The sequence below is a fragment of the Streptomyces sp. NPDC048671 genome, assembly GCF_055587045.1.
In genome coordinates this window covers 40659-56618 of the sequence record NZ_JBVJHB010000028.1, presented here as the reverse complement: position 1 = coordinate 56618, position 15960 = coordinate 40659, and the positions used below count along the sequence as shown (strand labels likewise).

Annotated in this window: 18 protein-coding genes; 6 read left to right on the top strand and 12 right to left on the bottom strand. The window is 71.5% G+C overall.

Annotation, left to right across the window (positions count from 1 at the left end; translation table 11 throughout):
• Positions 1–8 precede the first annotated feature (8 nt).
• Positions 9–1142 (top strand): Mrp/NBP35 family ATP-binding protein, encoded by a 1134-nt coding sequence (locus ACZ6S6_RS36370; protein WP_362957540.1) that lies wholly within the window; start codon positions 9–11, stop codon positions 1140–1142.
• A 51-nt stretch (positions 1143–1193) separates the two neighbouring features.
• Here ACZ6S6_RS36370 and ACZ6S6_RS36365 read toward each other — a convergent pair whose 3' ends face one another.
• The 5 genes from ACZ6S6_RS36365 to sigE all read right to left on the bottom strand — a co-directional run bounded on the left by ACZ6S6_RS36365 (position 1194) and on the right by sigE (position 6151).
• The gene (locus tag ACZ6S6_RS36365; RefSeq protein WP_362957543.1) at positions 1194–1853 is read right to left on the bottom strand and encodes a hypothetical protein; all 660 of its coding nucleotides are present in this window, start codon (positions 1851–1853) and stop codon (positions 1194–1196) included.
• A 118-nt stretch (positions 1854–1971) separates the two neighbouring features.
• A complete protein-coding gene (locus ACZ6S6_RS36360; protein WP_362957546.1) occupies positions 1972–2448 on the bottom strand; it encodes a sec-independent translocase in 477 nt (158 codons plus the stop codon).
• A 99-nt stretch (positions 2449–2547) separates the two neighbouring features.
• On the bottom strand, positions 2548–4299 hold the full coding sequence (locus ACZ6S6_RS36355) for a S1C family serine protease (RefSeq protein ID WP_469709318.1): 1752 nt from the start codon (positions 4297–4299) through the stop codon (positions 2548–2550).
• A gap of 110 nt (positions 4300–4409) precedes the next feature.
• On the bottom strand, positions 4410–5393 hold the full coding sequence (locus ACZ6S6_RS36350) for a zf-HC2 domain-containing protein (protein ID WP_469709316.1): 984 nt from the start codon (positions 5391–5393) through the stop codon (positions 4410–4412).
• Complete coding sequence (sigE, locus tag ACZ6S6_RS36345) at positions 5390–6151, bottom strand: RNA polymerase sigma factor SigE (protein ID WP_362957555.1); 762 nt, start codon at positions 6149–6151, stop codon at positions 5390–5392. Before sigE ends, ACZ6S6_RS36350 begins: the two co-directional genes overlap by 4 nt.
• Before the next feature lie 182 nt (positions 6152–6333).
• Here sigE and ACZ6S6_RS36340 point away from each other — a divergent pair, with 182 nt between their 5' ends.
• On the top strand, positions 6334–6999 hold the full coding sequence (locus ACZ6S6_RS36340; protein ID WP_123523731.1) for an O-methyltransferase: 666 nt from the start codon (positions 6334–6336) through the stop codon (positions 6997–6999).
• A gap of 141 nt (positions 7000–7140) precedes the next feature.
• On the opposite strand, the gene ACZ6S6_RS36335 is transcribed toward ACZ6S6_RS36340, so the two are convergent.
• On the bottom strand, positions 7141–7308 hold the full coding sequence (locus ACZ6S6_RS36335) for a DUF3117 domain-containing protein (RefSeq protein ID WP_003966491.1): 168 nt from the start codon (positions 7306–7308) through the stop codon (positions 7141–7143).
• Positions 7309–7622: 314 nt separating this feature from the next.
• Between ACZ6S6_RS36335 and chcB the strand changes: the two genes are divergently transcribed.
• The gene (gene chcB, locus ACZ6S6_RS36330; protein WP_469709314.1) at positions 7623–8426 is read left to right on the top strand and encodes a 2-cyclohexenylcarbonyl CoA isomerase; all 804 of its coding nucleotides are present in this window, start codon (positions 7623–7625) and stop codon (positions 8424–8426) included.
• Positions 8427–8452: 26 nt separating this feature from the next.
• Here chcB and ACZ6S6_RS36325 read toward each other — a convergent pair whose 3' ends face one another.
• Positions 8453–9040: a DNA-3-methyladenine glycosylase I gene (locus ACZ6S6_RS36325; protein WP_362957561.1), complete on the bottom strand. Its 588-nt coding sequence runs from the start codon at positions 9038–9040 to the stop codon at positions 8453–8455.
• On the bottom strand, positions 9037–9471 hold the full coding sequence (locus ACZ6S6_RS36320) for a hypothetical protein (protein WP_362957564.1): 435 nt from the start codon (positions 9469–9471) through the stop codon (positions 9037–9039). The genes ACZ6S6_RS36325 and ACZ6S6_RS36320 overlap by 4 nt, the downstream gene beginning before the upstream one ends.
• A 122-nt stretch (positions 9472–9593) precedes the next feature.
• On the opposite strand from ACZ6S6_RS36320, the gene folP reads away from it, so the two are divergent.
• The gene (gene folP / locus ACZ6S6_RS36315) at positions 9594–10466 is read left to right on the top strand and encodes a dihydropteroate synthase (RefSeq protein WP_362957567.1); all 873 of its coding nucleotides are present in this window, start codon (positions 9594–9596) and stop codon (positions 10464–10466) included.
• A 115-nt stretch (positions 10467–10581) separates the two neighbouring features.
• Here folP and ACZ6S6_RS36310 read toward each other — a convergent pair whose 3' ends face one another.
• Positions 10582–11331 (bottom strand): LOG family protein, encoded by a 750-nt coding sequence (locus ACZ6S6_RS36310; RefSeq protein ID WP_362957570.1) that lies wholly within the window; start codon positions 11329–11331, stop codon positions 10582–10584.
• A gap of 96 nt (positions 11332–11427) precedes the next feature.
• Positions 11428–12507, bottom strand: a complete 1080-nt coding sequence (gene dapE / locus ACZ6S6_RS36305; protein WP_469709311.1) for a succinyl-diaminopimelate desuccinylase — start codon at positions 12505–12507, stop codon at positions 11428–11430.
• Positions 12508–12542: 35 nt separating this feature from the next.
• On the opposite strand from dapE, the gene ACZ6S6_RS36300 reads away from it, so the two are divergent.
• Positions 12543–13487 (top strand): VldE C-terminal domain-containing protein, encoded by a 945-nt coding sequence (locus tag ACZ6S6_RS36300; protein ID WP_469709310.1) that lies wholly within the window; start codon positions 12543–12545, stop codon positions 13485–13487.
• A 287-nt stretch (positions 13488–13774) separates the two neighbouring features.
• Positions 13775–14161, top strand: coding sequence for an ATP-binding protein (locus ACZ6S6_RS36295; RefSeq protein WP_469709308.1), 387 nt, complete (start codon positions 13775–13777; stop codon positions 14159–14161).
• A gap of 124 nt (positions 14162–14285) precedes the next feature.
• On the opposite strand, the gene dapC is transcribed toward ACZ6S6_RS36295, so the two are convergent.
• The gene (gene dapC / locus ACZ6S6_RS36290; RefSeq protein WP_362965146.1) at positions 14286–15383 is read right to left on the bottom strand and encodes a succinyldiaminopimelate transaminase; all 1098 of its coding nucleotides are present in this window, start codon (positions 15381–15383) and stop codon (positions 14286–14288) included.
• Between the two features lie 142 nt (positions 15384–15525).
• Complete coding sequence (gene fdxA / locus ACZ6S6_RS36285) at positions 15526–15846, bottom strand: ferredoxin (RefSeq protein ID WP_018956287.1); 321 nt, start codon at positions 15844–15846, stop codon at positions 15526–15528.
• Positions 15847–15960 lie beyond the last annotated feature (114 nt).

Here is a 15960-nt window from a genome sequence, read left to right as displayed (position 1 = left end):
TCGGGTGTATGGCTACGGAAGACGCGGTGCTTGAGGCACTGGCGACAGTGAACGACCCGGAGATCCACCGCCCGATCACCGAGCTGGGCATGGTGAAATCGGTCGAGATCGATCCTGACGGTGTAGTCGCTGTCACGGTGTATCTCACCGTTTCCGGCTGTCCGATGCGCGAGACGATCACCAAGAACGTGACCGACGCGGTGGCCCGCGTCGAAGGAGTGTCACGGGTAGAGGTCACGCTCGATGTGATGAGCGACGAGCAGCGCAAGGAGCTGGCGGCCTCGCTGCGCGGCGGCACGGCGGAGCGCGAGGTGCCGTTCGCCCAGCCCGGCTCGCTGACCCGGGTGTACGCGGTCGCCTCCGGCAAGGGCGGCGTCGGCAAGTCGTCGGTGACCGTGAACCTGGCGGCCGCCATGGCCGCCGACGGCCTCAAGGTCGGCGTCGTGGACGCGGACATCTACGGGCACAGCGTGCCCCGGATGCTCGGCGCGGACGGCAAGCCGACCCAGGTCGAGAACATGATCATGCCGCCGTCCGCGCACGGTGTGAAGGTCATCTCCATCGGCATGTTCACCCCGGGCAACGCCCCCGTGGTGTGGCGCGGGCCGATGCTGCACCGCGCGCTTCAGCAGTTCCTCGCCGATGTGTACTGGGGCGACCTGGACGTCCTGCTGCTCGACCTGCCGCCGGGCACCGGTGACATCGCGATCTCCGTGGCCCAGCTGGTGCCGAACGCGGAGATCCTCGTCGTCACGACCCCGCAGCAGGCCGCGGCCGAGGTGGCCGAGCGGGCCGGCTCGATCGCCGTACAGACCCATCAGAAGATCGTCGGCGTCGTCGAGAACATGTCGGGCATGCCGTGCCCGCACTGCGACGAGATGGTCGACGTGTTCGGCTCGGGCGGCGGCGCCCGGGTGGCCGAGGGGCTGACCAGGACGGTCGGCGCGGAGGTGCCGGTGCTCGGCTCCATCCCGATCGACCTGCGGCTGCGCGAGGGCGGCGACGAGGGCAAGCCGGTCGTCCTGTCCGACCCCGACTCCCCGGCGGGCAAGGCCCTGCGCTCCATCGCGGACAAGCTGAGCGGCCGTCAGCGCGGACTGTCCGGCATGTCCCTGGGGATCACCCCGCGCAACAAGTTCTGACCGCGGACGGAACGCGGCGGGCCGGGGGCGGCGCCCCCTGCCCGCCCACGGCTACGCGTACGACCTGATGTCCCCGATTGCCGAGAACCCCAGCCCGTACGCGCTCATCCCCCGCCCGTACGCCCCGATGTGCACCCCGCCGTGCGCCGACCCGGCCAGCACCCAGCCGAACTCGGACTCGCGGTAGTGGAAGGCCACCGGCACACCGTCGACCGGCAGCGACAGCGCCGACCACGCGGGGCCGTCCAGATCGTCGGCCAGCTCGAAAGCCGTCTCCGTCTGCTGGTCCAGCCAGTCGTCCCGCAGTGTGTGGTCCATCTGCGCGGGCCAGGTGTAGGCCAGCAGACCTGAGCCGGCCAGCCAGGCCGCGGAGGAGACCGTCGTCGCGTCCAGGACGCCCGTGCCGTCGCCGCTGCGCCGCACGGGGCTGCTGGCCACGGTCACGACGACCGCGAATCTCTGTCTGTCCTCGCCCGCGTCACTCCGTACCGAGGGCTCGTCGCCATGTCCGGTGGAGCCGTGCTGCACCGTGCCGTCCGCGGCGGTGCCCACCTGCATCAACCAGCGCGGCCCGGTGAAGGCCTCGTCAAGTCCGTACCAGGGGAACGGCGCCCGCAGATAGCCGTCGACCGTGAGCCGGGCCGTCGGCACCCCCTCTGCAGTGCCTGTTTCCGGCGCACCATCCGCGCCCACCCGACTCGTTGTCTCCATCTGTCCGGCCGCCTCCTCGATCCGTAGGGTCCGGAGCGGCCCGCCCCCCTCGGGCGTCCTCACAACCGGACAGATGGAGAATAGCCATACCGTCCGGACGAGTCGGGATTGACGGGTGTCAGGTGGCGTCTGCGTCGAACGGCGGGTGATCGGCCTTCGCGGGCTGTTCACGCTTCTTGAGCAGGTCGGGAGCGCCCGCCGAGCCGTTCGCCGCGGTGACCGCGGAACCGCCCGACACGCCGCTCTTCGCCTCCACCGACGCGGACTCGCGGCCGTTGACCGCATCGGTGACCTCGGCGACCTCCTTGCGCAGGTCGAAGCTCTCCCGGAGCTCCTTCAGCCCCAGATCGTCGTTGCCGTCCATGAGCTGCTTGCGGACGAACGTCTTGGGGTTGAGGTCCTCGAAATCGAAGTCCTTGAACTCCGGGCCGAGCTCCGTGCGGATGTCCTCCTTGGCGCTCTCCGAGAACTCACGGATCTTGCGGATGAAGCGCGAGGCGTCCTGGATCACCTTGGGCAGCTTGTCCGGACCGAAGACGAGCACCCCGATGATCGCGAGCGTCACCAGCTCGAGTGCACCTATGTCATTGAACACCTTGCGGCTCCTCGTGTTCTCCGCGACCGGATCGGATGAGGTCTCGACCCGGCCCACGGTACCCGCCGAAACTGCTCGCGCGGTAGCTTCCCCCGGCCGTCACGTGCCTGTCGCCGAGCCGAGCGTCAAAGACATGGTCAGGTCTTTACCACCGCGGGTCAGCTTGAGCTCCAGCCGGTCACCCGGCCGGTGCGCCCGGATCTTGACTATCAGTTCCTCGCCGCTGTGCACCCGTCGGCCGTCCACCTCGGTGATGATGTCGCCGGGCTCGATCCCGGCCTTGGCGCCGGGACCGTCCGGCGTGACGGAGGAGTTGCCGTCGGCGCCCTTCTGCCCGACCTTGGCTCCGTCACCGGTGTACTTCATGTCGAGCGTGACGCCGATCACCGGGTGAGTGGCCTTCCCGGTGTTGATCAGCTCCTCGGCGACGCGCTTGCCCTGGTTGATCGGGATGGCGAAGCCGAGGCCTATGGAACCGGCCTGGCCGCCCTCGGCGGTCGAGCCGCTGTCCGCGGCGCGGATGGCGCTGTTGATCCCGATGACATGTGCGTCGGTGTCGAGCAGCGGGCCGCCGGAGTTGCCCGGGTTGATCGGGGCGTCCGTCTGCAGCGCGTCGACGTAACTGATGTCGCTGCCGTCGCCCTTCTCGCCGCCCGCGGTGATCGGCCGGTCCTTGGCGCTGATGATGCCGGAGGTGACCGTGTTGGACAGGTCGAACGGCGCCCCGATGGCCACCACCGGATCACCGACCTGCACGTTGTCGGAGTTGCCGAGGGGCAGCGGCTTGAGTCCCGAGACGCCGCTGACCTTGACCACGGCCAGGTCGTAGCCGCTGTCCTTGCCGACGACCTCGGCGTTCGCCGTCTCGCCGCCGCTGAACGTCACGGTGATCTCGCCGGACGAACCGGCCGGGGCGACGACGTGGTTGTTGGTGAGGATGTGTCCCTTGTTGTCGAGGACGAAGCCGGTGCCGGTGCCGGATTCGGTGCTGCCGCTGACATGCAGGGTGACCACGCTGGGCAGCGCGCTGGCCGCGATACCGGCGACGCTGTCGGGGGCGCGGCCGCCGCCGTTGCGTTCGTCCTGGGACAGTTCGACCTGGGTGAGGCCGCCGTTGCGCTCTATGTACGCGCCGATCCCGCCGCCGATGCCGCCGGCCACCAGGGCGAGGAGCAGCGCGCCGACGAGGACGGACCCGCGCCGGTTCCCCCGCCGGCCGCCGGGGCCGAGCGGAGGGCCGGGGTTGGTGATCAGGGGCTGCCGGGGCGCGCCCCAGGGGTCGTACTGGAGCCACTGCGGCGACGGGGGCTGGGGCTGGTGGGGCTGGGGCTGGGGCTGGTGGGGCTGGGGCGGGCCCTGCGGCTGCTGGGGCAGCGGAGACTGCTGGGGCTGTTGGGGCTGCGGCTGGTGGGGCTGCGGCTGGCCCTGCGGCTGCTGGGGCAGCGGGGTCGGGGGCGGGAAGGCGGCCGGCGGGGCGGGGGGCGGCGCGGAGGCCGGCGTCGTGCCCGCGCCGTTCGTCCCCGCGTAGGGCGGCGGTACGGGGGTGCCGTGCGCCGGTGTCGGGACCGGCCGCTGCACGGGGGGCGCGAGTGCCCAGGGACCGGGGCCGCCGTAGGGCGGGGTGCTGTACTGGTCGGGCTCGTGGAGCGGCTGCCGGGCCTGCGGCACGGCCTCGGCCGCCACGGAATCCTCCGGCTCCGGCTCCGCCCCGCCGCTCGCTCCGGTCGGGTCCACCACGGGCACCGTGTCCTCGACGGGCGACGGCTCCTGAGGCGCTGTGCTCGTACTGCGCCCCGCCGTGGGCCGGCTCCACCACTTCGCCTTCGGCTCGGTGGGCTTCCCGTCGTCCATGCTCTCCCCGCAACTGCCACAACTGGCCTCTGCACGCCCCGCAAGGGGCGTCCCTCCCGGAATCCTGTCGGAATTCAACCAGGTTTACGTATGCCCTGCGCGGACCCGTGTCAGCGACGAGGCAGGAGCGGCAGTCCGTGGTTGGCGGGAACCGGCAGTCCGGCGGCCGACGTGGGGGTCCGGGACGGCTCAGGGGAGGCCGTGGAAAGTCCGCTGCCGAGGGCCTGGGCGAACAGCGGGCTGGTGCCGCCGGGACGTATCAGCGAAGGCACGGACACATTGGTCTGGACGGGAAGCGCGTACCGGCTTCCCGTGAGGCCGCCGGTGCCGAGCAGGGGGGATGCCGAGGAGAACGCCAACGGCGCGGCGTTCATCGCGAGGGACACCGGGCGGTCGCCGGTACCGGCCGCTGCGAGCGTGCCGTGGCCACCGCCTCGGCGGCTGACGCCGGCGCCGCTCTCCGCACGCGCGTCGGCGTCCAGCGGTATCACGCTGCGGCCCGAGCCGTCGGCTCGGGCCGGGGAATCGGGCCCGTCCGTCGGGAGGGCACCGCCCAGGGCGATGGCGGCCAGGGAGACGGCGCTGGCAGCGGCGAACGCGAATCTGCGGCCCCGCCACGGCGAACGGTCGGCCTCGCGGCTGACCTCGTGAATCCGGAACGCGGGCCGGGCCGGTCCTGCCGGAAGGACAGCGGCCGAACCGTGCACGGTCGGGAGGTAGCCGAAACCGTCCAGCGGGGATCCGCCCGCGGGCGGATCCACCCGGCTGCCGGGAGGCTGCATCACGGGGAAGATCCCCTCACCGAAACGGCCTGAGCCGCCCAGCGGTCTTCCCTGACTGTCGTCGTCACCACCCGGTCCACCGGGAAGGCCCTGCAAGCGGGCAAGGAAGCCCTCGGAGGGAGAGGGCGGGGCCGACTGGGCGAAGACACTCTTCAGGCGCCGCTGGGCGGCAGCCTCGGCCTTGCACTTGGCGCAGGTCGCGAGGTGGGCGAGCACCCGGTCACGGGCATCGTGTTTGAGCTCACCGTCGACAAGCGCGGCGAGCCGGTCCCCCAGGTGTTGTTCCGCGGAGGTCGGACCTGTGCCACTCACGACGCTCCGCCCTCCCCTGCCGCGAGGACACCGGTCAGCGAGCGCTGCTCGGCACGGGCCTCGGGCGAACGGTGCTGCAGCGCCTTGCGCAGGTGCGAGCGCCCGCGGTGGATACGGCTGCGTACGGTGCCGAGCTTCACGCCGAGTGTCGCGGCGATCTCCTCGTACGAGAGTCCCTCGATGTCACAGAGCACGACCGCGGCCCGGAATTCGGGCGCGAGGGTGTCCAGCGCCTGCTGGACGTCCGCGTCGAAGTGGGTGTCGTTGAAAATCTGCTGCGGCGACGGCTCACGGCTCGGGAGGCGCTCGGCCGCGTCGTCGCCGAGGGAGTCGAAGCGGATCCGCTGCTTACGACGCACCATGTCCAGGAACAGGTTGGTCGTGATGCGGTGCAGCCAGCCCTCGAAGGTGCCGGGCGTATACGTCGACAGCGAACGGAAGACCCGGACGAAGACCTCCTGAGTGAGGTCCTCGGCGTCGTGCTGGTTTCCCGTCAGTCGGTAGGCAAGGCGGTAGACACGACCGCTGTGCGTGCTGACGATCTCTTCCCATGAGGGCGGCGTCCACGCCTGGGAGTGCGCATCCGAGGCGAAGGTCGCGGTCGTTGCGGAGTCGTTGGAAGAACGGTCAGCAGTGTTGGTCACGGATTTCGGCTCACCCGCCGACCTGAGAAAGCGCCACAGCACTCCTCCCCGATCCACAGGCGCAGCCGCACCTCCCCTGTCGGCTCTGGTGGTGTCCAGTGGAGCCCCTACCATAGCCACCTCGCCCGTTAGCTCCGGATAAGCCTTTTTCCTGCTGGGGCCGGGGACAGCCCCGGGAACCGCCTGCCCATGATCACCGGGCCCGATCCGCGGGCCCGCTCCACGGGCTTTCCCCTGTCCCTTCATAACGCCCGGTCCCATCTGCGGGTTCCCGGGTGCAGCGGATACAGTCACCGTTGCGCCAACTACGGGGACAGGAGAGGGCCATCACAGCCAACCGGCAGACGAGCTGGGCGTTCGCCGACGCCTTTGTCGCCGAGGACGAAGCACTGCGCTGGGCCCGGGACCGGGCCAGGGACGCGGGACTCCGCTCGGTGTCACCAGGCACCGGCGCAGCGCTGCGCCTGCTCGCTGCCACGACGGACGCCAAGGCGGTCGCCGAAATCGGCACGGGTACGGGCGTGTCCGGCATTTATCTGCTGCACGGCATGCGGCCCGACGGGGTGCTGACCACGGTCGACCCGGAACCCGAGCGCCAGCAGTTCGCCCGTGAGGCCTTCCGGGCGGCCGGCTTCGCCGCCAACCGGGCCCGCTTCATCCCCGGCCGCGCCCTGGACGTACTGCCCCGGCTGGCGGACGGCGGATACGACCTCGTTTTCTGCGACGGCGACCGGATGGAGAGCCTCGACTGCCTCGCTGAATCGTTGCGTCTGCTGCGTCCGGGCGGCCTGGTGTGCTTCGAGGGCGTCTTCGCGGACGGCCGTACGGTCGACTCCGCGCCCCAGCCCGCGGAGGTGCTGCGCCTGCGCGAACTGCTGCGCGCGGTCCGCGAGAGCCAGGAGCTGATGGCGACACTGCTGCCGGTGGGCGACGGTCTGCTCTGCGCGGTACGGCGCGGCTGACCCGCCTGCCCGGCCGTCACGCGCTTCCCCGCTCGTCACCGAACCCTGTCACCGGGGCTTCCACCGGGACTTGTCACCGAACGCACTACTGCCCGGCACGGAATCCGTGCCGGGCAGTAGCGAAGTGTGGGCGCCTCTGCGTCAGCCGACGACCTTCTTGAGGGCATCGCCCAGCGCATCGGCCTCGTCCGGAGTCAGCTCCACGACAAGCCGACCGCCGCCTTCGAGCGGAACGCGCATGACGATGCCCCGCCCCTCCTTTGTCACCTCGAGCGGGCCGTCGCCCGTCCGCGGCTTCATGGCCGCCATGCTCGTTCCCCTTCCTGAAACCAGCTCATCGCAACCGGCGGCCCCATGACAGGCGCTGCCTCACCGGCATCGAACACATTGCTTCCACGCCATTATCCCGCATCGGAGACCCCGATGACCAACATCGCTCTGCATCGCTTGCGCAACGCGCTCGCTCAAAACCACCCAATTCGGCGATCCGACTGCGATACTCCGTCCCCTTTACCCCTCCATCGGGGCGGAATTGTTAGACGCAGGTCACATGTTCGCCTTCGCCGAAGTCGGCCATGCTTGCCTCGACAGACTTTGGACGAGGCGCAAAAGGGGACCCCAACATGGCCGACGCCGTGCTCTGCGAAGTGAGCGACGGGCTCGCGACGATCACGATCAACCGTCCCGACGCGATGAACGCGATGAATACCGCGACCAAGGTGGCGCTGCGTGACGCCCTGACGTCGGCCGGCGCCGATCCCGCCGTGCGGGCGGTGCTGCTCACCGCGGCCGGCGGGCGTGCCTTCTGCGTCGGCCAGGACCTCAAGGAGCACGTCGCCAAGCTGGCGGAAGCCCGTGAGCAGGACGGCGGCAACGCGCTGAGCACCGTGCAGGAGCACTACAACCCCATCGTGCGGGCCATCACCGGGATGCCGAAGCCCGTGGTCGCCGGGGTCAACGGGGTCGCGGCCGGCGCCGGGTTCGGTTTCGCCCTCGCCTGCGACTACCGGGTGGCCGCCGACACCGCGTCGTTCAACACCTCGTTCGCCGGGGTCGCGCTCACGGCCGACTCGGGCGTCTCCTGGACGCTGCCCCAACTGATCGGCCGGAGCCGCGCCGCGGACCTGCTGCTCTTCCCGCGCTCGATCTCCGCGGCGGACGCCCACGACCTGGGCATCGTGAACAAACTGGTACCCGCCGCCGAGCTCGCCGCCGAGGCCACAGCGGTGGCCCGCACGCTGGCGGACGGCCCGACGGTGGCCTACGCGGCGCTCAAGGAGTCCCTCGCGTACGGGGCCGGCCGCACCCTCGGGGAGGCGCTGGAGAAGGAGGACGAACTCCAGACGCGGGCGGGCGCGTCGCAGGACCACGCGATCGCGGTGCAGGCCTTCCTCGACAAGGAGCGGCCCAAGTACCTGGGGCGGTAGCCGCCCCGGCCCCGGACACCCCGGCCCTACGCCTCGGTGCCGCGTGCCACGCAGTCGGCGAGATGGTCGTCGACCAGCCCGCACGCCTGCATCAGGGCGTAGGCGGTGGTGGGACCGATGAAGCGGAGTCCGCGCTTCTTGAGGTCCTTGGACAGCGCCGTGGACTCCGCGGTGACCGCCGGCACGTCCCCGAGGGTGCGCGGGACGGGCCGGGTGGCCGGGTCCGGCTCGTACGACCAGATCAGCTCGTCCAGCTCGCCGCTGCGCCAGCCGGCCAGCACCTTGGCGTTGGCCATGGTGGCGTCGATCTTCGCGCGGTTGCGGATGATGCCCGCGTCGGCGAGCAGCCGCTCCCTGTCCGCATCGGTGAACTTCGCCACAGCGGGGATGCTGAACCCGGCGAACGCCCCGCGGAAGCCCTCCCGGCGGCGCAGGATCGTCAGCCACGACAGCCCGGACTGGAACGCCTCCAGGCACAGCCGCTCGAAGAGGGCGTCGTCGCCGTGGACCGGGCGGCCCCACTCCGTGTCGTGATAGGTGAGGTAGTCCTCGGTGGACAGGCCCCACGGGCAGCGCAGACCGCCGTCCGCCGCGGCTTCGGCGCCCCCGCTCATCGCCCGTCCTCCTCGTCCGGCCGCGGCGTGCTCCCCGGTGACTCCTGCTCCTGTGTCGCCTGCCACGGTGTCTCCCAGGGCGCCTGAGGCCGGTCCTGGGGCTCCTTGAGGAGGCCGGGGCGGCTCACCCTGGTGGCCTGTGCACCGGCGAGCGCCGACTCCAGCTCCGCGATCCGCGCGTCCCGCTCGGCGAGCTCGGCACCGAGCCGGCCCAGCGCCTCGTCGACATCCGTCATCCGGTAACCGCGGGCGGTGACCGGCAGCCGGAGCGCCTCGACATCCGCACGGCCGACCGGGCGCGTCGCGGGCAGCGGATCCGTCAGCTGCTCGGGCGCCACGTCCTGAAGGATGGCGCTCCTCCCTCCGCCGATCACCACGAGGGTGACCGCGGCGACCACCACCACCATCGCGAGCAGCAAGAACCAGAACACGCGCATCTCCCCTGGAGCGGAATTTCGTCCGGGTCCGATCGTGCCATGCGGCGCTGACAGCTAGGGTCGCAGTCGGACCCGGCGGGTGATCCGCCGAGGGGATTCACAGGGAGAGACACGGGATGCGAAGCGGTGCGCTCAGGCTGGGGCGGCGCGAGTTCGGTGCGCACGAGCCGGTGATCATGGCGATCGTGAACCGCACCCCGGACTCCTTCTACGACCAGGGCGCGACCTTCCGTGACGAGCCGGCGCTCTCCCGCGTCGAGCAGGCGGTGGCTGAGGGTGCCGCGATCATCGACATCGGCGGGGTGAAGGCGGGGCCCGGCGAAGAGGTCACCGCCCAGGAGGAGGCCCGCCGGACCGTCGGCTTCGTCGCCGAGGTGCGCCGGCGTCACCCGGACGTGGTGATCAGCGTCGACACCTGGCGCCACGACGTCGGCGAGGCGGTCTGCGAGGCCGGGGCCGACGTGCTGAACGACGCGTGGGGCGGCGTCGACCCGAGGCTCGCGGAGGTCGCCGCGCGGTACGGGGCGGGGCTGGTGTGCACGCACGCGGGCGGCGCCGAGCCGCGGACCCGGCCGCACCGGATCGGGTACGAGGACGTGATGGCCGACATCCTGCGGGTGACCGTGGGGCTGGCCGAGCGGGCCGTGGGTCTGGGGGTCCGGCCAGACGGCATCATGATCGACCCGGGGCACGACTTCGGTAAGAACACCCGCCACTCGCTGGAGGCGACGCGCCGTCTCGGCGAGATGACGGAGACGGGCTGGCCGGTGCTGGTCTCGCTGTCCAACAAGGACTTCGTGGGCGAGACGCTCGACCGCCCGGTGAAGGAGCGCCTGACCGGCACGCTGGCGACGACCGCCGTGTCCGCGTGGCTGGGGGCGCGGGTGTACCGGGTGCACGAGGTGGCGGAGACGCGGGACGTCCTGGACATGGTGGCGACCATCGCCGGACACCGGGCGCCTGCGGTGGCGCGGCGCGGGCTGGCGTAGCCGGGAAGGGGGCCCGGGAGCGGGACGCCCGCGGCGGGCCTGTTCCCCTCCCCGCCCCTCGCGCGACCGGGGCTCCGCCCCGGCCCCGCGCCTCAGACGCCGGCGAGGCCGGTGTTCAGCGGCCGACCTCCTTGGTCACCAGGGACACCGCCTCGTCCACGTCGTCCGTGACGTGGAACAGCAGCAGGTCCTTCGCGGACGCCTTGCCCTGCGCGATCACCGTGTCCCGCAGCCAGTCGATCAGGCCGCCCCAGTACGCCGTGCCGAACAGCACGATCGGGAAGCGGGTGACCTTTCCCGTCTGGACGAGGGTGAGCGCCTCGAAGAGCTCGTCCAGCGTCCCGAGCCCGCCGGGCAGCACGACGAAGCCCTGCGCGTACTTCACGAACATCGTCTTGCGGACGAAGAAGTAACGGAAGTTGACGCCGATGTCGACGTGCTCGTTGAGACCGGACTCGAAGGGCAGCTCGATGCCCAGGCCGACCGAGACCCCCTTCGCCTCCCGCGCCCCCTTGTTCGCCGCCTCCATCGCTCCGGGGCCGCCCCCGGTGATCACCGCGAAGCCCGCCTCGACCAGCGCCTTGCCGATCTGCACGCCCGCCTCGTACTCCGGCGCGTCGACCGGTGTGCGGGCCGAGCCGAAGACGCTGATGGCGCTCGGCAGCTCGGCCAGTGCGCCGAACCCCTCGACGAACTCCGACTGGATGCGCATCACCCGCCACGGGTCGGTGTGCACCCACTCCGAGTCACCCTCGGAGTCCAGCAGCCGCTGATCGGTGGTGCCGGGCTGCACCTGCTCCCTGCGGCGCAGCACCGGGCCGAGTCGCTGTTCCTCGGGAATCCGTGCTCCCTCGGGGTTGCCCATGACCTGCTCCCTCCGACGACGTCAGGGCCGCCCTGCGGCGCCCTGTCTCAGGCCAGCGTAGATCGCCGGAGGTTACGGGCAGGGGAATGCCGGAGGTCAGGACGTGAGCCAGGAGCGGAGCCGCTCCTCGCAGTGGGTGATCCGCTCGACCGCCACGTGCTCGTTTCGCTTGTGGGCGAGGATCGGATCGCCGGGGCCGTAGTTCACCGCGGGGACGCCGAGCGAGCCGAAGCGCGACACGTCCGTCCAGCCGAACTTGGGCCGGGCGGTGCCGCCGACCGCGTCCATGAACGCCTTGGCCGCCGGGTGGGAGAGGCCGGGCATGGCCGCGCCGGAGTGGTCGTCGACGGTGAATTCGGCGACGCCGCAGCCGGCGAAGACCTCGTGGACGTGGGCCAGGGCCTCGTCGGGGCCCAGGTCGGGGGCGTAGCGGTAGTTGACGACGACGGTGCAGGCGTCGGGGATGACGTTGTTGGCGACGCCGCCCTCGATCCGTACGGCGTTGAGTCCCTCGTGGAATTCGAGCCCGTCGATCACCGGCTTGCGCGGCTCGTACGCGGCGAGCCTGGCGAGGATCGGGGCGGCGCCGTGGACGGCGTTGGACCCCATCCAGCTGCGCGCGGAGTGGGCCCGCTCCCCCTCCGTACGGAGCAGGACGCGCAGCGTGCCCTGGCAGCCGCCCTCGACCTCACCGTTGGAGCCCTCCAGGAGGACGGCGAAGTCGGCCGCCAGCCAGTCGGGGTGGGCCTCGGCGATGTGTCCGAGGCCGTTGAGGTGCGCGGCGACCTCTTCGTTGTCGTAGAAGACGAAGGTGAGGTCGCGGTTGGGCTCGGGCACCGTCGCGGCGATCCTCAGCTGGACGGCGACGCCCGACTTCATGTCGGAGGTCCCGCAGCCCCACAGCAGGCCGTCGGCGTCGAGCCGGGACGGGACGTTGTCGGCGATCGGCACGGTGTCGATGTGACCGGCGAGTACGACGCGCTCGGCGCGGCCGAGGTCCGTCCTGGCGACGACGTTGTTGCCGTACCGGTCGACGGTCAGGTGCGGGAGGGTCCGCAGCGCCGTTTCGATGGCGTCCGCGAGGTCCTTCTCCTGCCCGCTGACCGAAGGGAAGTCGACGAGCCGGGCGGTGAGCGCGGGTCCGTCCAGTGTGAGGTCAAGGGTGCTTTCGGCCATGGCTACGAGCCTAGTGCCTCGCGTACGGTGGCCCCGTGCCCCGGACCGATTCCGCTGCCCGCCGACGCACCGGCCGCAGCCGCCGCCTGCGCGTCGCGGCCGCCTTCGCCGTGCTCGTGGCCCTGGGCGGATATCTGACCGTTCAGTACCTGTCGGGCGGCAGGAGCTCCGATCAGTGCTCCGTGCGGTCGGCGGACGGTTCGTCCGGTGAGGGGCGCGCCTACCGGCTGACTCCGGAGCAGGCCGCGAACGCCGCGACGATCTCGGCTGTCGGCACCACGCGCGGGATGCCGGAGCGCGCGGTGACCATCGCGCTGGCGACCGCTCTCCAGGAGTCCGGGCTGCGCAATATCGACCATGGCGACCGGGACTCCCTGGGACTGTTCCAGCAGCGTCCCTCGCAGGGCTGGGGCACCGGGAAGCAGATCCTGGACCCGGTGTACTCGGCCGGGAAGTTCTACCAGCACCTCGCCGAGGTGCCCGGCTACTCGCGGCTGCCGCTGACCGTGGCCGCTCAGCGCGTGCAGCGCAGCGGTTTCCCGCAGGCGTACGCGAAGCACGAGCCGGACGCCGCGCTCCTGGCGGCCGTGCTGACCGGCCGGACGCCGGCCGCGCTGAACTGTTCGCCGCCGCGGACCACTGCCGGGACCGGCGATGTCTCGAAGGTCCGGGCCGCGCTGACCCGTTCCTTCGGCGAGGACGCGCTGCCGGCCGTGGACGCGGCGGAGAGCCGGACCCCGACGGGGGGCGCGACGGCTCAGGGCGCGCTCTCGGTGCCGGTGCGATCGGGCGGCGTCTCCGTCGAGGGCGGCGCTCCGCAGCACGGCTGGGAGCTCGCGCACTGGGCGGTCGCGCAGTCCGAGGTGCTGGGCATCGACGAGGTCGCGTACGCGGGCCGGGTGTGGGGCGCCGGATCGGGCTGGCGGACGGAAAGCAAGAAATCGGGCACGACAGAGGTCCGTATGCGCTTCGTGCATTAGTGCGGCCGGTCCCCCGTGCAGGGAGTCCTGACATTCTCCGGGCGGTCTCCGCACAGGGGTTCGCGCGGCACCTTCGGGGTGGCCCGATTCCCTTGCGGACAAAGGGAAGTGACGGTTCATCGTGTCATTGGGAAATGCGATGTCCGTCCGGGTTCCTCCGTTGCGGATTATCTGACGCATTGCCGACTCTTTACGTTGGTTCACCGCAACCTCCCCCGCCCCCACGACGGTTGTCATGGCGTCCGGCCCACGGACAGCCAGATTTCCCACCCCGTCGAAGGAGCATCATGTCCCTCCCCCTGACCCGTCGGATCGTCCGTACCGCGCTGCTGATCGCGGCGACTGCGGCCCCCGTGGTCGGTGCGGCCGGCGCCGCGGGTGCCGCGGAGCTCGCACAGGCTCCGGAGCTCGGCGGCCTCACCACCGTCGACGGCGCCGGTCTCGGCAAGACGGTCGACGGCGTGTCCAAGCAGGGCACCGAGGCCGGCGGCAAGGTCGTCGGGACCACGCTCCCGGTGGCGAAGAAGACCCTCGGCGAGACGGCCGGCAAGGCCGCCCCCGCCGCCGCCAAGACCGTCGGCAAGGCGACGACCGGCGGGGCGACCGGTGTCCTCGGTGACGCCACCAAGGGCGGCCTGCCCACCGACAGCCTGGGCGGTCTGCCGATCGGCTGAGCCGCACCACGGCCGTAGAGACGCGCGAGGGCCTCGGGAGTGCGCACTCCCGAGGCCCTCGGCCGTTTCCGTGCGGCCCGGCGCGTGGCCGCCGGTCGCGGTCGCCGGTCGCCCGGCCGGCGTCTCAGCCCAGCCGCTTGACCGCCGCCGCCACCCGCTCGTCGGTGGCCGTGAACGCCACGCGCACGAAGCGGTCGCCCGCCGGCCCGTAGAAGTCCCCCGGCGCCACCAGAATGCCGAGCTCCGCCAGGTACGCCACGGTGTCCCAGCACGGCTCGTCGCGGGTCGCCCACAGGTAGAGGCTCGCCTCGCTGTGCTCGATCCGGAAGCCGTGGGCCTCCAGCGCCGTGCGCAGGGCGGCCCGCCGGGCCGCGTACCGGGCGCGCTGCTCGGCCACGTGCGCGTCGTCGCCGAGCGCCGCGACGGCCGCCGCCTGGACCGGTGCGGGCGTCATCATCCCGCCGTGCTTGCGGATCAGCAGCAGTTCGGCCAGGACGGCCGCGTCGCCCGCGATGAAGGCGGCCCGGTACCCGGCGAGGTTGGAGCGCTTGGAGAGCGAGTGGACGGCGACGACGCCCTCGTACGTACCGCCGCAGACGTCCGGGTGGAGCACCGAGACCGGTTCGGCCTCCCAGCCCAGCTCCAGGTAGCACTCGTCACTGAGGACCAGCACGTCGTGCTCGCGCGCCCAGGCGACGATCCGGGTCAGCTCGTCCTTGGCCAGCACCTCACCGGTCGGGTTGGACGGCGAGTTGAGCCAGAGGAGCCTGAGCCCGGCCGGGTCCAGCTCGGTCGGGTCGTCGTACGCGACCGGCTCGGCGCCGCAGAGCCGCGCGCCGACCTCGTACGTCGGGTAGGCGAGCCGCGGGTAGGCGACCCTGTCGCCCGCGCCGAGGCCGAGCTGGGTCGGCAGCCAGGCCACCAGCTCCTTGGAGCCGACGACGGGCAGCACGTTCTCGTGCGCCACCGAGACCGCGCCGAGCCGCCGCTCCACCCAGCCGGTGAGCGCGTCGCGCAGCGCGGCCGTCCCCCACACCGTCGGATAGCCGGGGCTGTCCGAGGCGGCGACGAGCGCCTGCTGGATCAGCTCGGGCACCGGGTCGACGGGCGTGCCGACGGACAGGTCCACGATGCCGTCAGGGTGGCTCCCGGCCGTCGACTTGTAGGGCGCGAGCCTGTCCCAGGGGAAGACCGGGAGGCGGGAGGAGACTGCTGCGGACACGGATCTCTGCTTTCTTGTACGGGGTTCGGGCTTTCCTGTACGCGGTTCGGGCGCGGGACACGGCGGCGGGAGTGCGGAAATGCCTCGGTCCCGCACGGTGACGAGCCGTACGGGACCGGGGTGACGCACGTGCTGGACGCTGCTACTGGTTCTGCGGCGGCAGCGCCGCGATGAACGCGTGGTCGCGCTCGATCAGACCCAGCTTGGAAGCACCACCCGGCGAACCGAGGTCGTCGAAGAACTCGACATTCGCCTTGTAGTAGTCCTTCCACTCCTCCGGGGTGTCGTCCTCGTAGAAGATCGCCTCGACCGGGCACACCGGTTCGCAGGCTCCACAGTCGACGCACTCGTCCGGGTGGATGTACAAGGACCGCTGGCCCTCATAGATACAGTCGACGGGGCACTCTTCGATGCAGGCCTTGTCCTTTACGTCGACACAAGGCTGCGCGATGACGTAGGTCACGCTGTCGTTCCTCCTCGGTAGGGCGTTGGCTCTCGCGCGGGAGCGCGGCGTCGTCGATGCCCGCACCTAGTATCTCCGTTCCCGGGCACGATCCGAACAGGAGGGGCGGACAGA

Excerpts from the sequence above, each read along its gene's own strand:
- ACZ6S6_RS36310 (WP_362957570.1), bottom strand. The coding sequence starts at position 11,331 with ATGGGCAACCCCGAGGGAGCACGGATTCCCGAGGAACAGCGACTCGGC.
- ACZ6S6_RS36365 (WP_362957543.1), bottom strand. The coding sequence starts at position 1,853 with ATGGAGACAACGAGTCGGGTGGGCGCGGATGGTGCGCCGGAAACAGGC.
- ACZ6S6_RS36355 (WP_469709318.1), bottom strand. The coding sequence starts at position 4,299 with ATGGACGACGGGAAGCCCACCGAGCCGAAGGCGAAGTGGTGGAGCCGG.
- chcB (WP_469709314.1), top strand. The coding sequence starts at position 7,623 with ATGGCCGACGCCGTGCTCTGCGAAGTGAGCGACGGGCTCGCGACGATC.
- ACZ6S6_RS36325 (WP_362957561.1), bottom strand. The coding sequence starts at position 9,040 with ATGAGCGGGGGCGCCGAAGCCGCGGCGGACGGCGGTCTGCGCTGCCCG.
- folP (WP_362957567.1), top strand. The coding sequence starts at position 9,594 with ATGCGAAGCGGTGCGCTCAGGCTGGGGCGGCGCGAGTTCGGTGCGCAC.
- ACZ6S6_RS36335 (WP_003966491.1), bottom strand. The coding sequence starts at position 7,308 with ATGGCGGCCATGAAGCCGCGGACGGGCGACGGCCCGCTCGAGGTGACA.
- sigE (WP_362957555.1), bottom strand. The coding sequence starts at position 6,151 with ATGGTAGGGGCTCCACTGGACACCACCAGAGCCGACAGGGGAGGTGCG.
- dapE (WP_469709311.1), bottom strand. The coding sequence starts at position 12,507 with ATGGCCGAAAGCACCCTTGACCTCACACTGGACGGACCCGCGCTCACC.
- ACZ6S6_RS36295 (WP_469709308.1), top strand. The coding sequence starts at position 13,775 with ATGTCCCTCCCCCTGACCCGTCGGATCGTCCGTACCGCGCTGCTGATC.
- ACZ6S6_RS36370 (WP_362957540.1), top strand. The coding sequence starts at position 9 with ATGGCTACGGAAGACGCGGTGCTTGAGGCACTGGCGACAGTGAACGAC.